The 14,239-nt window shown below is 64.6% G+C and carries 12 protein-coding genes and 1 other RNA gene; 6 read left to right on the top strand and 7 right to left on the bottom strand.

What is annotated here, in order from left to right; translation table 11 throughout:
• Positions 1–37 precede the first annotated feature (37 nt).
• From D2N39_RS10135 to D2N39_RS10110, 6 genes are all read right to left on the bottom strand, one after another.
• Positions 38–259, bottom strand: a complete 222-nt coding sequence (locus tag D2N39_RS10135; RefSeq protein WP_119134647.1) for a ribbon-helix-helix domain-containing protein — start codon at positions 257–259, stop codon at positions 38–40.
• Positions 260–345: 86 nt separating this feature from the next.
• Complete coding sequence (locus tag D2N39_RS10130) at positions 346–576, bottom strand: N-(5'-phosphoribosyl)anthranilate isomerase (protein WP_119134646.1); 231 nt, start codon at positions 574–576, stop codon at positions 346–348.
• 46 nt (positions 577–622) lie between these two features.
• On the bottom strand, positions 623–808 hold the full coding sequence (locus D2N39_RS10125; RefSeq protein WP_119134702.1) for a DUF4169 family protein: 186 nt from the start codon (positions 806–808) through the stop codon (positions 623–625).
• A gap of 166 nt (positions 809–974) precedes the next feature.
• The gene (gene fumC, locus D2N39_RS10120) at positions 975–2,369 is read right to left on the bottom strand and encodes a class II fumarate hydratase (RefSeq protein ID WP_108128293.1); all 1,395 of its coding nucleotides are present in this window, start codon (positions 2,367–2,369) and stop codon (positions 975–977) included.
• 128 nt (positions 2,370–2,497) lie between these two features.
• Positions 2,498–2,959 (bottom strand): SspB family protein, encoded by a 462-nt coding sequence (locus D2N39_RS10115; RefSeq protein ID WP_119134645.1) that lies wholly within the window; start codon positions 2,957–2,959, stop codon positions 2,498–2,500.
• Positions 2,960–3,042: 83 nt separating this feature from the next.
• A complete protein-coding gene (locus tag D2N39_RS10110; RefSeq protein WP_119134644.1) occupies positions 3,043–4,278 on the bottom strand; it encodes an aminotransferase class V-fold PLP-dependent enzyme in 1,236 nt (411 codons plus the stop codon).
• Positions 4,279–4,516: 238 nt separating this feature from the next.
• On the opposite strand from D2N39_RS10110, the gene D2N39_RS10105 reads away from it, so the two are divergent.
• The 5 genes from D2N39_RS10105 (at position 4,517) to D2N39_RS10085 (ending at position 9,931) form a co-directional block, all read left to right on the top strand.
• A complete protein-coding gene (locus tag D2N39_RS10105) occupies positions 4,517–5,563 on the top strand; it encodes an extracellular solute-binding protein (protein ID WP_119134643.1) in 1,047 nt (348 codons plus the stop codon).
• Positions 5,564–5,633: 70 nt separating this feature from the next.
• Positions 5,634–5,987, top strand: a transfer-messenger RNA (tmRNA) gene (gene ssrA, locus D2N39_RS10100).
• A gap of 128 nt (positions 5,988–6,115) precedes the next feature.
• Positions 6,116–6,784: a phosphoribosylformylglycinamidine synthase subunit PurQ gene (gene purQ / locus D2N39_RS10095; RefSeq protein WP_119134642.1), complete on the top strand. Its 669-nt coding sequence runs from the start codon at positions 6,116–6,118 to the stop codon at positions 6,782–6,784.
• A gap of 50 nt (positions 6,785–6,834) precedes the next feature.
• Positions 6,835–8,598, top strand: coding sequence for a sensor histidine kinase (locus D2N39_RS10090; RefSeq protein WP_119134641.1), 1,764 nt, complete (start codon positions 6,835–6,837; stop codon positions 8,596–8,598).
• Positions 8,599–8,605: 7 nt separating this feature from the next.
• On the top strand, positions 8,606–9,931 hold the full coding sequence (locus tag D2N39_RS10085; RefSeq protein WP_119134640.1) for a sigma-54-dependent transcriptional regulator: 1,326 nt from the start codon (positions 8,606–8,608) through the stop codon (positions 9,929–9,931).
• A 3-nt stretch (positions 9,932–9,934) separates the two neighbouring features.
• Here D2N39_RS10085 and D2N39_RS10080 read toward each other — a convergent pair whose 3' ends face one another.
• Positions 9,935–10,906, bottom strand: a complete 972-nt coding sequence (locus D2N39_RS10080) for a M10 family metallopeptidase C-terminal domain-containing protein (protein WP_119134639.1) — start codon at positions 10,904–10,906, stop codon at positions 9,935–9,937.
• Between the two features lie 438 nt (positions 10,907–11,344).
• Between D2N39_RS10080 and D2N39_RS10075 the strand changes: the two genes are divergently transcribed.
• A complete protein-coding gene (locus D2N39_RS10075) occupies positions 11,345–14,188 on the top strand; it encodes an Rne/Rng family ribonuclease (protein WP_119134701.1) in 2,844 nt (947 codons plus the stop codon).
• Positions 14,189–14,239: the final 51 nt, after the last annotated feature.

Genomic DNA, 14,239 nt, shown 5'->3' with positions numbered 1-14,239 from the left:
CGGCGGAGGCTAACGCATGACGCGGCAGGTGCAACCATCAGCCGCGATCGCGGTAATACCGCAACACCGCCAGCCGGATGGCCGAGGCAAGGCCGATATCACCCTCGCGCCCCGCGTCGATTTCCGCCGCCAGTTCATTGAGACCCATCTCCCGCACGCTGGCAAGCTCGCGGAACCCCTGCCAGAACTCGGCCTCCAGCGAGACACTGGTGCGATGCCCCCGCAGCGTCAGGGAATGCTTGGCAGGACGGGCGGACATCACGGGCACCTCGGGGCTTGGGACAAATCTTTTGCGGCAAAAGATTTGCAAATTTCTTCGCAAGAAATTTGCGCCCGGTTGCGCGGTCAGTGCAAGAGCCGGATCGGGTCGCGGTTGCAGAAGATCACGAATTGCCCGGCGTTTTCCACCAGCCGGTAACCGCGTCGTCGCACCTCGTGCAGCAGGCGGTCACGGCCGATCAGCCGGTCCACATCGGCGGCACTGCGACGGATGATGCCGCCTTCCGCCACCGCACGGGCAGAAAACAGCTGCACGATCCATCGGTCGGCGTCTGGGGCAATGCGGGTCAGGATCATCGGGCACCTCCGCCACCGATCCTCTCAGACCTGATTTAATGCGGGGTTAATCCTGATCCGTCTCGCGCTTCTTGCCATCCAGTTCGGCCCGCGCCCGTTCGGCGTCCGCCGCCTCGCGCGCCTTCTGCGCCTTGCTGCGGCCAAACTTCACGGCATTGGCATCAGCGGAATCGCGGGCTTCGGCGCGGGCCTTGGCCTTGCGGAAGCGATTGAGGTTCACGACTTCGGCCATGGTTTCCTCCTGACAGGGCCGGGGCATGGCCCCGGCTCCATTTTCTCGCGGTTCGCGTGGAATGCAAGGCGCTCCGCCCTATCCACGCCCGGCCCGCGCGGGCGTCCGAACCTAAAAACGCTCCACCGGAGCGTTTTCGCCGGACGCTCGCGCGCCCGGCCGGTCCTCAGCCTTTCGGCGAGATCATGTCCTCGGGGCGCACCACACGGTCAAAGGTTTCCTCGTCCACGAAGCCCAGCGCGATCGCCTCTTCCTTCAGCGTCGTGCCGTTCTTGTGCGCGGTCTTGGCAACCTTGGTGGCATTGTCGTAACCGATGGTCGGTGCCAGCGCCGTCACCAGCATCAGGCTTTCCTTCATAAGCTTGTCGATGCGCGCCACATTCGCCTGCGTGCCCACCACCATGTTGTCGGTGAAGGCCGAAGCCGAATCGCCCAGAAGCTGCATGGATTGCAGCACGTTGTAGGACATCATGGGGTTGTAGACGTTCAGTTCGAAATGCCCTTGCGAACCTGCGAAACCAACGGCGGCGTCATTGCCCATGACGTGGGCGCAGACCATGGTCAGCGCCTCGGCCTGTGTCGGGTTCACCTTGCCCGGCATGATCGAGGAGCCCGGCTCGTTCTCAGGCAGGATCAGTTCGCCCAGGCCAGAGCGCGGGCCCGAACCCAGCAGCCGCAGGTCGTTTGCGATCTTGAACAGGCTCGCCGCCACCGTCTTCAGCGCGCCCGAGAACATGACCATCGCGTCATGCGCTGCCAGCGCCTCGAACTTGTTCGGCGCGGTGACGAAGGGCAGCCCGGTGATTTCCGCGATCTGCGCGGCGACTCGGGTGTCCCAGCCCACGCGGGTGTTCAGCCCGGTGCCGACGGCGGTGCCGCCCTGCGCCAGCTCATAGATATGCGGCAGGCACATCTTCACCCGTTCGATCCCGCGCTCCACCTGCTTGGCATAGCCCGAGAACTCCTGACCCAGCGTCAGCGGAGTCGCATCCTGCGTATGGGTGCGGCCGATCTTGATGATGTCCTTGAATTCCTCGGCCTTGGCAGCCAGCGCGGCATGCAGCTTTTCCAGCCCCGGCAGCAGCACGTCACGCGCCAGCATCCCGATGGCGACGTGCATCGCGGTCGGGAAGGTGTCGTTCGAGGACTGGCCCATGTTGCAATGATCGTTCGGGTGAACGGGTTTCTTCGACCCCATCACGCCGCCCAGCATCTCGATCGCGCGGTTCGAGATCACCTCGTTCGCGTTCATGTTCGACTGGGTGCCCGAGCCGGTCTGCCAGACCACCAGCGGGAAGTTGTCGTCGAACTTGCCCTCGATCACCTCGGTCGCGGCGGCGGCAATGGCGTCGGCCAGTTCGGCAGGCATGTCGCCCTGCGCCTTGTTCACCAGCGCGCAGGCCTTCTTGATGACGCCCAGCGCCCGGATGATCGGCACCGGCTGACGTTCCCAGCCGATCGGGAAGTTGATAATGGAACGCTGCGTCTGGGCGCCCCAGTATTTGTCAGCGGGAACTTCCAGCGGGCCAAAGCTGTCGGTTTCGGTACGGGTGGCGGTCATGGGCAAGCCTCCTTGAAAGGTTGGCTTCTTCTAGGCGGCACCGCGCATGAAATCAATTGGTATACGGATGTATACCGCTAACAGACCGGAATTTCCGGCCTGCCGGAGAGCAGGGACAAGAGGATGGATTACTTGCGGAACTTGTCGAGGCTGACAACCTCGGCCTCGCGCGGGCGTTCTTCCGGCGCGGCGGCTTCTTCCTCGCCGTCTTCCTCGTCCTCTTCGTCGTCTTCGTCCTCATGCGTTTCAAAACGCAGGCCGAATTCGACCGACGGATCCACGAAGGTCCGCACGGCGTCGAAAGGGATGATCAGCGGTTCGGGGCTGTTGCCGAAGTTCAGCGTGACGGAAAAGCCGTCGGGCGTGACCACGAGGTTCTCGAACCAGTGTTGCAGCACCACGGTCATTTCGTCAGGGTAGCGCGCGCGCAGCCAGTCGGCGATTTCGACTCCGGGATGATTGGTGTCGAAAGTGATGAAGAAATGATGCGCTCCGGGCAGGCCATGCTCGGCCACATCCTCCAGAACCGTCTGGATCAGCCCGCGCATCGCGCGATGCATCAGGTTGCCATAATCGATCGTGCGCGCCATTCGGTCCCCTCTTGTCTTGCCCCCACCATAGGGCCGGGTCGCGCGGTTGGAAAGGGGCTTGCCTGCCCCTTTCCCTGCAGGCGTCAGAGCACGCGGTCCAGCGCGCCCATCAGCTTCGTCACCTCGGCGGCGGTGGTGTAGTGCACGAAGCTGAGCCGGAGCACCCCGCGCGACAGATCAACGCCCAGGGCCTCCAGCGGCCGGACGGCATAGAAATCGCCACCCCCCGCCATGATGCCATGCGCGGCCAGCGCAGCCGCCACCGGCTCGGCCGGGCGATCCAGCGCGACGGCGACGGTGGGCGCGCGCCCCTCTGCCTGACGCGGGCCGATCAGCCGAAGATCGTTGCGGGCCGCCAGATGATCCAGCAGCGGCTGCAACACCGCCTCCTCATGCACGCGCATCAGCGCATGCACGGCATTGTTGCGGGCCAGCGGCGTGGCATGGGCCGCTTCGCCGTGATGATGACTGTAAAGCGCGTCGATATAGTCGGCCATGCCAGCACAGGCCGCCACCTGCGCATGATCCGGCCCCGCCGGGGTGAAGCGCTTGTAAAGCGTGCCGCCGTTGAAGAAATGGGCCTGATTGGGCAGGGTTTCCCCGAACTTGCGGCGGATGACCATGATGCCCTGATGCGGGCCATAGGTCTTGTAGGCGGAAAACAGGTAAACATCCGCACCCAGCGCCGCCATGTCGGGAAAGCCGTGCGGCGCGTAACTGACGCCATCGACACAGGTGAAGGCGCCGGCCGCATGCGCCATCGCACAGATTTCGGCCACCGGATTGATCTCGGCCACCACGTTGGAACAATGCGGGAAGCAGACCAGCTTCACGCGACCGTCCTCCAGCAGCGGCGCAAGCGCGGCCGGCTCCAGATGCCCGGTCTGCGGGTCGATCCGCCATTCCCGCACCTCGATCCCCTCGTCCACCAGACGGCGCCAAACGCCGCTGTTGGCCTCGTGATCCTGATTGGTCACCACGATCGCGGCCTTCTTGCCACGCAACCATTGCCGCACCGCATTGGCCAGCACGAAGGTATTGGCGCTGGTCGAGGGACCGAAGGACAGCTCGTCCCGCTCTACCCCCATCATGGCGGCCAGTCGCGCGCGAGCTTCGTCCATCTCGGCCCCGCCCAGATGGCTGGCCTCGTAGGGCGCGTAGGGCTGCACCTTCCGGTCATGATAGAAGCGGAACAGCCGGTCGATCACCGGCTTGCAGGTATAGGAACCACCCGCGTTTTCGAAAAACGCCTGCCCCTGAAGCGCAGGGCTTTCAAAGGCTGGAAACTGGCGGCGCACGAAATCAATGTCCAGCGGCATGGTATCCTCTTGCTGATGGTCCGGCGCGATCCTGACCCAGAGCCGTGGAGGCCGCAAGCGGTGTGGGTGCCGCCCCGCGCCCGTTGAAGATGATTTTTTGATCAAAATGCGCAATTTTTCGCAACCCTCGTCCCCGGAAGCGGAATTTCTGCTTGAGACACCGATTCCCCTCGCTTAGCTTCATTCCCGACATGGCCGCTTGGGGGAGTGGGCCGTGACCAACAGCCGAGGAAAACCGATGACCCTTCGTAGCCTGATCCTGTCCAGTGCCGCCGTCCTGCTGGCCGCGCCCGCCCTTGCCGCGGACCCTGAATTCACCGTGCTCGACTGGGCCGGCTGGGAAATCGACGGCGTGCTGACCGATTATGTCGCCAAGAATGGCGCCCATCCCACCTACAGCTTCTTCGCCGATGACGACGAGGCATTCCAGAAAGCCTCGTCCGGGTTCAAGACCGATGTGGTCCACCCCTGCGCGGCCCATGTCGGGCGTTACCGCGAGGCCGACCTTATCGAGCCGTGGGACCCGGCGAAGATCCCGGAATTCGGCAATATCGCGCCGCGCCTGCTGAACTCGCCCATCTTCAAGGATGACGCGGGCGTGTGGTTCATCCCGACCGATTACGCCTATACCGCCATCGCCTATAACACCACGCAAGTGCCCGAGGCCGATGTTGCCTCGCTTCAGGTGTTCAAGGATCCGAAATACGCAGGCCGCATCTCGCTGCCCGACAGCACCGACGACGTGTGGTCGCTGGCTTTCCTCGCCACCGGCCTGACCCAGTGGGACAATGTGACGGACGAGCAGTTCAAGGCCGCCGCCGACTGGCTGCGCGAGGTGCATCCGAATGTCCGCGCCTACTGGTCCGACCCGGCCGAAATGGCGCAACTGATGGCCACGGGCGAGGTTCTGGTGGCCTGGTCCTGGAACGATGGCGTGGCGACGCTGAAGGCCGAGGATTTCCCGGTGGGCTTCCAGCGCACCCCCACCGAAGGGGCGACGACCTGGTTCTGCGGTTACGTCAACATGAAGGACGCGCCCGGCAAGGAAGAGAAAGCCTATGACTTCATCAACAGCCTGCTCGCGCCGACCTCGGCACAGGCGCTGCTGGACGAACTGGGCTATGCGCTGTCGAATGACGCCGCGATGAAGGAAATTCCGGCGGATGCGCTGAAGGCGGCCTACGTCGATCCGGTCGAGGGGCCAATTCTGGCGCAGACCCCGGTCTCGTCGGAAATGCGCAGCAAGATGATCGAGGAATTCGAGGCGATCAAGGCGGGCTTCTGATCCGCCCCCCTTGTAAAAAAGCCCACCCTTGCGAAAGGCCCGGTGCATGCGCCGGGCCTTTTTCATTGCGCCGCTTGCACCCCCGCCTTGCCCCGCCTATATCTGGCGCGTTCGGGTTCGCCCGGACTATGGCGATAAACGCACCTGTAATAAACGGATCGGACCCGGGGGCGGTACCCGGCGGCTCCACCATTCACCGCTCGTTGGGCGTGGCGGGGGCCGAAACAGGATCGACGGACGTCTAAAGAGGCCAGCTTTCGCTCGGTGAGGTACCACCGTTATCGGTCCAAAAGTACAGTTGCCAACGACAACCGTGCTCCGGTCGCTCTGGCTGCGTAAGCAGCTCGGGTAACCGAAACCTAAGTCCTTACGCTTAGCCGCCTAAGGCGGGGCCCGCCGGAGCCTGGCAACAGAATCCGGCACCTTCCCCCTTTCATTTCGGCCGCCCCCCGCGAAGGGGCTGGAAGCGGCAGGGGCTTTGCGCTATGGGCTGCGCATCCTCGGCCGCCGCGCTTCTGCTGCCCAGCGGCCTGCCCCTGAAAGGATCGCCCGATGAAAGCCGCCGTCATCACCTTCCCCGGTTCCAACTGCGACCGCGACCTTGCCGTCGCCTTCGAAAAGGCTGGGGCCGAGGTCGTGCGCATCTGGCACAAGGACAGCGAACTGCCTGCGGGCGTCGATGTCGTGGGCGTGCCGGGCGGCTTTTCCTTCGGCGATTACCTGCGCTGCGGCGCCATCGCCGCGCAATCGCCCATTGCCCCCGCTGTCAAGGCGCATGCGGACCGGGGCGGCTATGTCATCGGCATCTGCAACGGATTTCAGGTGCTGACCGAAATGCACCTGCTGCCGGGCGCGCTGATGCGCAATGCGGGGCTGAAGTTCATCTGCAAGCCGGTCGAGATGACCGTGGCCACCACTGACAGCGCCTTTACCGCAGGCTACAGCGCCGGGCAGATGGTCAGCTTCCCGGTCGCACATCACGATGGCAATTATACCGCCGATGCCGAAACCCTGGCGCGTCTGAAGGGCGAGGATCGCGTCGCCTTCCGCTATACCGCCAATCCCAACGGCTCGATGGACGACATCGCCGGTATTCTCTCGGCCAATCGCCGTGTGCTGGGCATGATGCCCCACCCCGAACGTGCGGTCGAGGCGGCACAGGGCGGGACCGATGGGGCCGCACTGTTTGCCGCGCTGGTCGGCAAGATGGCGCTGGCCTGACGCGCTGCGGCCTTGAGGCCCCCCGGCGCCGCGCCTAGACTGCGCCGATCATGCAGGACGCCGCACCCGAGCCCGAGATGAAAGCCGAAAACGCCGGGATTTCCTGGCGGCTGAAGCTTGTCGTGCTGCTGCTGGTCATCTTCGGCGCGGTTGTGGTTCTGGTCACCAACCGCTGGCTGTCGGAACGCTTTACCGAAGTCACCCGCAACCGGGCCGAACTGCGGCTGGCACTTTACTCCGGCAACATGATTTCGGAGTTGCAGCGCACCTCGGTGGTGCCGCTGTTGCTGGCGCGCGACCCCGAGCTGATCGGGGCGTTGACGCGGAAGGAATATTCCGCCACCTCCGCCCGCCTCATCTCGTTTCAAAGCGAGATCGGCGCCGCCTCCATCATCCTTCTGGATGCCGAGGGGCGCATCGTCGGTGCGACCAACCGCAACCAGCTTGGCGCCAACCTGCGCAGCGCGCCCCAGTATATCGAGGCGCAGCGGGCGAAGGACACGATCTTCACCGTCGCCCCGCGCGAAACGCCGGGCTTCGATTTCACCTATTCCCGCGCGGTCCGATCCGACAATCAGGTGCTGGGCGTCATCGTCGTCGCAGTCGATCTGATGAAATACGAACGCGCCTGGGCCGGGTTGCAGGATGCGGTTCTGGTCACCGACAGCGAGGGCACGGTGCTTCTGGCCACCGAACCGCGCTGGCGCGGCCTGCCGCTGGCCAAGGCACTGGAGGCGCGCGACGCGCCCTCTGCCATCCGCCGCGCGCTGCAAGGCGCCGCCGACTGGGCGCAGGAACCGCCGGACGCCTATCTCAGCGGCGAGGCGGTGATGAAAACCGAAACCCGCGTGGCCTTCCGGGGCTGGCGCATCATCACCTATACCGCCTACGATTCGGTGCGCGAGCGGGTGAACGGCGTCATCGCGCTGGAGATCATGGGTTTTGCGATCCTGCTGGCCGTGACCTTCTACATGCTGTCGCGCCGCGCCTGGTCGCGCAGCGTCACATATCAGCGCGAAAGCGCGGAACTGCGGCTGCTGAACGCCCGGCTGCAACGCGAGATCGCGGAACGCGAGAAGGTGCAGAAGAACCTTGCCGTGGCGGAGCTGACGCTGGCACAATCGTCGAAACTCGCCGCCTTGGGCGAAATGTCGGCAGCGGTCAGCCACGAGCTCAACCAACCGCTTGCCGCGATGAAAACCTATCTGGCGGGCGCACGGCTGCTCTTGCAACGCAAGCGGCCGGAGGAGGCACTGTCTTCCTTCCAGCGCATCGACGACCTGATCGACCGCATGGGCGCGATCACCCGACAACTGAAATCCTATGCCCGCAAGGGCGGCGAGGCATTCGAGCCGGTGGACCTGCGCAACTCTGTCTCCAACGCGCTGGCGATGATGGAACCGCAGCTGAAGGCGCGCACCGTGCGCATCACCCGGACCCTGCCCCGCACGCCCGTCATGGTGATGGCCGACCGGATCCGTCTGGAACAGGTCATCATCAACCTTCTGCGCAATGCGCTGGACGCCACGAAGGAAACCCGGCAGCCGCAGATCGACCTGCTGCTGTCGGCAGGCGAAACCGCCATCCTGAACGTGCGCGACAACGGGCACGGGATCAAGGAACTCGAAAACGTGTTCGAGCCTTTCTACACAACCAAGAAACCCGGCGAGGGGGTGGGGCTGGGCCTTGCCATCTCCTCGGGGATCGTCACCGACCTTGGTGGCCGGCTGACCGCGCGGAACGCGGACGGCGGGGGGGCTGTATTCGAGATGCAGCTTCCCATATTGGCAGGCGAAGCCAGGGCAGCAGAATGAGGACCAAATGGCCCGTGCAATGAAAATCGCCATCGTGGATGACGAGGCGGACATGCGCCAGTCGATCAGCCAGTGGCTTGCCCTTTCCGGGTTCGACACCGAAACCTATGGCAGCGCCGAGGATGCGCTGGCCGCCATTACCGGCGATTTTCCGGGCGTGATCGTCTCGGACATCCGCATGCCCGGCATGGATGGCATGGCTTTCCTCAAGCGCCTGATGGGGATGGACAGCGCGCTTCCGGTCATCATGATCACCGGCCATGGCGACGTGCCCATGGCGGTCGAGGCGATGCGTCTGGGCGCCTTTGACTTTCTGGAAAAGCCGTTCAATCCCGACCGCATGACCGAACTGGCCAAACGCGCCACGCAGGCGCGGCGCATGACGCTGGACAACCGGGCGCTGCGCAAGGAACTGTCCGACGGCACCACCATCATGAAAAAGCTGATCGGCGCCTCCCCGGCGATCGAACGGCTGCGCGAGGATATCCTCGATCTCGGTCAGGCCGACAGCCATGTGCTGATCGACGGTGAAACCGGCACCGGCAAGACGCTGGTCGCCCATGCGCTGCATGCGGTGGGGCCGCGGGCGTCGAAGAAATTCGTCACCGTCTCCTGCGCGGCCTGGTCCGAGGATCAGCTTGCGGCCAAGCTGTTCGGCCCCACCGAAGATGGCGTGCCGCTGGTGGAAGAGGCGCGCGGCGGGACGCTGTGTCTGGAAGACATTGAAAGCCTCAGCCACGCGCTGCAATCGCGCCTGCTGACCATGATCAACGATCAGGGAACGCCACCAGAAACCCGCGTCATCGCCATCTGCAATGAACATGCCCCCGACAAGACGCTGGAGCAGCTTCTGCGCAGCGATCTGTTCTACCGACTGGGCGCCATGACCATCGTGCTGCCACCCCTGCGCGCGCGCGGCGAGGACATTCTGACGCTGTTCACCCGCATGTCGGAACAATTCGCCGAGGAATATGGCTGTGACGCCCCGCCCGTGACCGCGCAGGAGGCCGCGCAACTGTTGCAAGCCCCCTGGCCGGGCAATGTGCGGCAACTGGTCAACATCGCCGAACGGGCGGTGCTGCAAAACCGGCGCGGCTCGGGTTCCATCGCTTCGCTTCTGATGGCGGATAACGAGGCGGCAGGTCCGGCGATGACGACCGAGGGCAAGCCGCTGAAGGAATATGTGGATGCTTTCGAGCGGATGCTGATCGACAACACCATGCGCCGCCACAAGGGCAGCATCGTCGCGGTGATGGAGGAACTTTGCCTGCCGCGTCGCACGCTGAACGAAAAAATGGCGAAATACGGGCTTCAGCGCTCGGATTATACCTGAGCGTTACAGCAGAAGATTGTCGGCACTCAGCCCGGTGACGGCAAGCAGACGGATTTCCAGATCCGCCGCCCCGTCACCGGTGACATCGGCCCGCAGCAGGGTATCGGCGCCATCGGTGTCGAACCAGACGGCGCCGGGTCCGAAATGCAGGGCCTGATTGCCCGGCAGGTCAGGGTCGGCGTCGATCCGGCGCAGGTCGATCACGTCGCGGGCAGGGTCGAACCAGCGCAGGCTGTCGGCCGCGCCCACCGCGCTGTCCGACACGGCATCCAGCACCACGACATCGCGCGCGGCGTCGCGGCCAAAGCCGATCACATCCGCCCCGGCGCCCCCCGTCACCACATCGGCACCGCGCCCGGCGCGCAGCACATCCGCGCCCGCCCCACCCGACAGCGTATCGGCCCCGCCCGAACCCACCAGCGTATCCGCGCCCGCTGCCCCCATCAGACGATCGCGTGCAAGGCCGGCACGAATCACGTCGTTCCCGGCAGTTCCGGTGACATCCAGCGACAGGCCACGCCGCAAGTCGCCGTCGATCTCTACGCCAAACAACACGTTGCGACCAAAGCCCGGAAAGGCGGTCAACCCCACGTCCCCAAACTTCGCCGACCAGTCGCGCCCGTCCCCGATGATGTAAAGCAGGGTGCGGATATAGGAATTGCTATTCTGCTCGGTCAGGAGGAAATCGGTCCCGGCGCCGCTTTCAGCCAGCGCATCGCGCAGCTTCGTCAGCAACTCCCAGACATGCGCGCCATCCTGCGCGGGGCGTAGCGGCAGTGGTCGGCGACCGTAGGCCTCGCCCGCCTCGGGCAGGTTGTGCGGCTGGTCCGACGGACGGAAATCCCAGTTGCCCCAGTTCAGAAATCCCTGCGGCTGCACCTCGATTTCGATCCATTCCCCCGCTACCCGTCGCAGGATCTGCAAGTGGCCATTGTTGGCGACCACCTGATCCCCCGCCACGAACAGTTGCACCATCGCCCGCCCTCCGCTGTCGCCCGGTTCGAATCCCCGGCAATTTTGCCATTGTATTTTGAGCCCGGCTCCCCTTATTGTCACGCGACGGGTGCCATTTCGTTACATGCGAAGCCCCGCAAACCAGTTTCGCTGCCGGAAGCGCGGGTCGGGCCAAGGGTCCGACAGTGCTGATCCCCGCAGAAATCACTGGCCGAAAGGCCGCCAATTCGCCGGTCGTCCCCCAGATGCCCGGCGCCTTATTTGGGTGCTCTGGCACCTGGGACTAAGAACCGCGATGAGCCGCGCGCCTGATGCACTGATGACCGACGGGGGGCTTTCGCGCCTGCCTGCGGCCTGCGCATGCCGCAGCCACGCCCTTACAAGCCGCCATCTGCCCGCCCTCATCTTCCACGGTACCCTCGACGGAGGGGTGGACGGGCCATGGCGCAATGGAACACCATGGCCAAGAAAATGCTCATCGACGCCACGCACCCGGAGGAGACCCGGGTTGTCGTGGTGGACGGAAACAAGGTCGAGGAATTCGACTTTGAGACGGTAAACAAGCGTCAGCTTCAGGGAAATATCTACCTTGCGAAAGTCACGCGGGTAGAGCCCTCGCTTCAGGCGGCCTTCGTCGATTACGGCGGCAATCGCCACGGATTTCTGGCTTTCGCCGAAATTCACCCCGATTACTATCAGATCCCCGTCGCAGACCGTAAGGCGCTGATCGAGGAAGAACGCGCCCTCGCCCGTGCCGAGGAAGAGGAAGAGAACCGCAGCCGCAAGCGGCCCTCCTCGCACAAACGCACCGCGCCCAAAGCCGAAGCCGCCGCGGCAGATCCCGTGCTGAGCGCCGAGGCGCCGCAGATTTCGGGCATGGATGTCGTCGATCTGGGCGAAGAAACCGGCGCAGACGCGCTGTTCGTCGTGACCGAAGCCAGCCCGGTCGAACTGTCCGACGACATCGAGGCCGTTGGTGAACCCGCCGCGCCGGAAGCAGAACCCGCTGAAGCCACAACCTCCTCCGACGATGATGTGGAAGCCGAGGCCGAAGCTCCGGTGGATGACGAGATCGAATCGGTTGCCGAAGAAGATGTGACCGAGGAAATCCGCGCGCCGCGCAAACCGCGCCAGCGCCGTTACAAGATCCAGGAAGTCATCAAGGTGCGCCAGATCATGCTGGTGCAGGTGGTGAAGGAAGAGCGCGGCAACAAGGGCGCCGCGCTGACCACCTACCTCAGCCTCGCGGGCCGCTACTGTGTGCTCATGCCCAATACCGCGCGTGGCGGTGGCATCAGCCGCAAGATCACCAATGCCGCCGACCGCAAGAAGCTGAAGGAAATCGCGGGCGAGATGGAGGTGCCGGAAGGCGCCGGCCTGATCATCCGCACGGCGGGCGCCAAGCGCACCAAGCCGGAAATCCGCCGCGATTACGAATATCTCATGCGCCTGTGGGAACAGGTCCGCGAGTTGACGCTGAAATCCATCGCCCCCGCCCCGATCTACGAGGAAGGCGACCTGATCAAACGCTCGATCCGCGACCTCTATAACCGCGAAATCGAGGAAATCCTGGTCGAGGGCGAAACCGGCTACCGCACCGCCAAGGATTTCATGCGCATGATCATGCCCGCCCATGCGCGGGTGGTGCAACGCTATACCGACCAGATGCCGCTGTTCGCGCGCTTCCAGGTGGAAAGCTATCTGTCGGGCATGTTCAACCCGGTCGTGCAGCTGAAATCCGGCGGCTATATCGTGATCGGTGTCACCGAGGCGCTGGTGGCGATCGACGTGAACTCGGGCCGGGCCACCAAGGAAGGCTCGATCGAGGATACGGCGCTCAAGACCAACCTTGAGGCGGCAGACGAGGTGGCGCGCCAGCTTCGACTGCGCGACCTTGCGGGCCTCATCGTGATCGACTTCATCGACATGGAAGAGCGGCGCAACAATGTCGCGGTCGAGAAGCGCCTGAAAGACAAGCTGAAAACCGACCGCGCGCGCATTCAGGTCGGTCGCATCTCGGGCTTCGGCCTGATGGAGATGAGCCGCCAGCGCCTGCGCCCCGGCATGCTGGAATCGACCACCCAGCCCTGCGCCCATTGCCATGGCACCGGCCTGATCCGCTCGGATGACAGCCTTGCGCTGACCATCCTGCGCGCGCTGGAGGAAGAGGGCACCCGCAAGCGCAGCCGCGAGGTGCTGCTGAAGGCGCCGGTGGCGGTGATCAACTATCTGATCAATCACAAGCGCGAGCATATCGCGCTGATCGAGGCGCGCTATGGCATGGCGGTCCGGCTGGAAGCCGACCCGCATCTGATCTCGCCCGATTACAGCATCGAGAAGTTCAAGACCGCCACCCGCATGGTGCCGGAACCTTCGGCCGTCATCTCTGGCAATGCCGCGCTGATGGGCGCCCCGGTGGACGAGGACGAGGACGATCCCGAACTGCCGCTGGATGAGGATCTGGAAGAGGCGGAAGCCGAAGCCGAGACCGAGGCCCGCGACGATGCGACCCCTGCCGCAGAAGGCGGCTCGAAGAAGAAACGCCGTCGCCGGTCGCGCCGCCGTGGCGGGGCAAAGAACAAGGAAGCCGGGGCCGAGACGGACGCCGAGGGTGATGACGCTGACGAGGCAGATGCCGAAGACGCGCCGGAAGCCGGAGACGCCGCCGAAGCCGAAGCGCCTGTTGCCGAAGCGGAAGCCGCTGCCGAGGTTGTGGCAGAAGAACCTGCGGTCGCCGAAGACCCTGCGGTCGAAGAAGCGCCCAAGAAGTCCAGATCGACCCGCAGCCGCAAGGCCCCTGCAAAGGATGCCACCGCACAGGATGGCGAGGCGAAGCCTGCCAAATCCACCGCCTCGCGCGGCAAGTCCAAGGCGAAGGCTGCCGATGCGGATGCCGCCGCCGAGGCCGATGCGCCTGTGGAAAGCGCCGAAGCCGGGGACAAGCCCGCGCCCAAGCCGCGCAGCACACGCTCGCGCAGCAAGCCGAAGGCCAAGACCGCCGAAGCCGAAGCCATCGTAGTTGAGGCTGTTGCAGCCGAGACCACCGAGGTCGCGGTTGCGCAGGTCGAGATCCTGGCCGTTGCGGAAGCCGCACCCGAAGCTGTGGCAGCCGAACCTGTCGTCGCCGAGCCTTCTGTCACCGAACCCGTGGCCCCTCAGGCACCTGATCTTCCCGCCTTGCAGGCTGATCCGGGCGAGATGGAAACCGCTGGCGCCGTGCAGGCAGACCCGGCCGAAGCGGATGCCGCAGAGGCCGATGACAACCAGCCCAAGCGGCGCGGCTGGTGGTCTGTCGGTCGCTGACCGGATGTAAAACGAGAAACGCCGGGCCAAGCGCCCGGCGTTTTTCATTTT

Origin of the sequence: Gemmobacter lutimaris (assembly GCF_003570715.1) — a bacterium.
Classification (GTDB): Bacteria; Pseudomonadota; Alphaproteobacteria; order Rhodobacterales; family Rhodobacteraceae; genus Gemmobacter; species Gemmobacter lutimaris.
The sequence above is the reverse complement of the archived record's forward strand: the minus strand, read 5'-3'. Positions and strand labels throughout refer to the sequence as shown.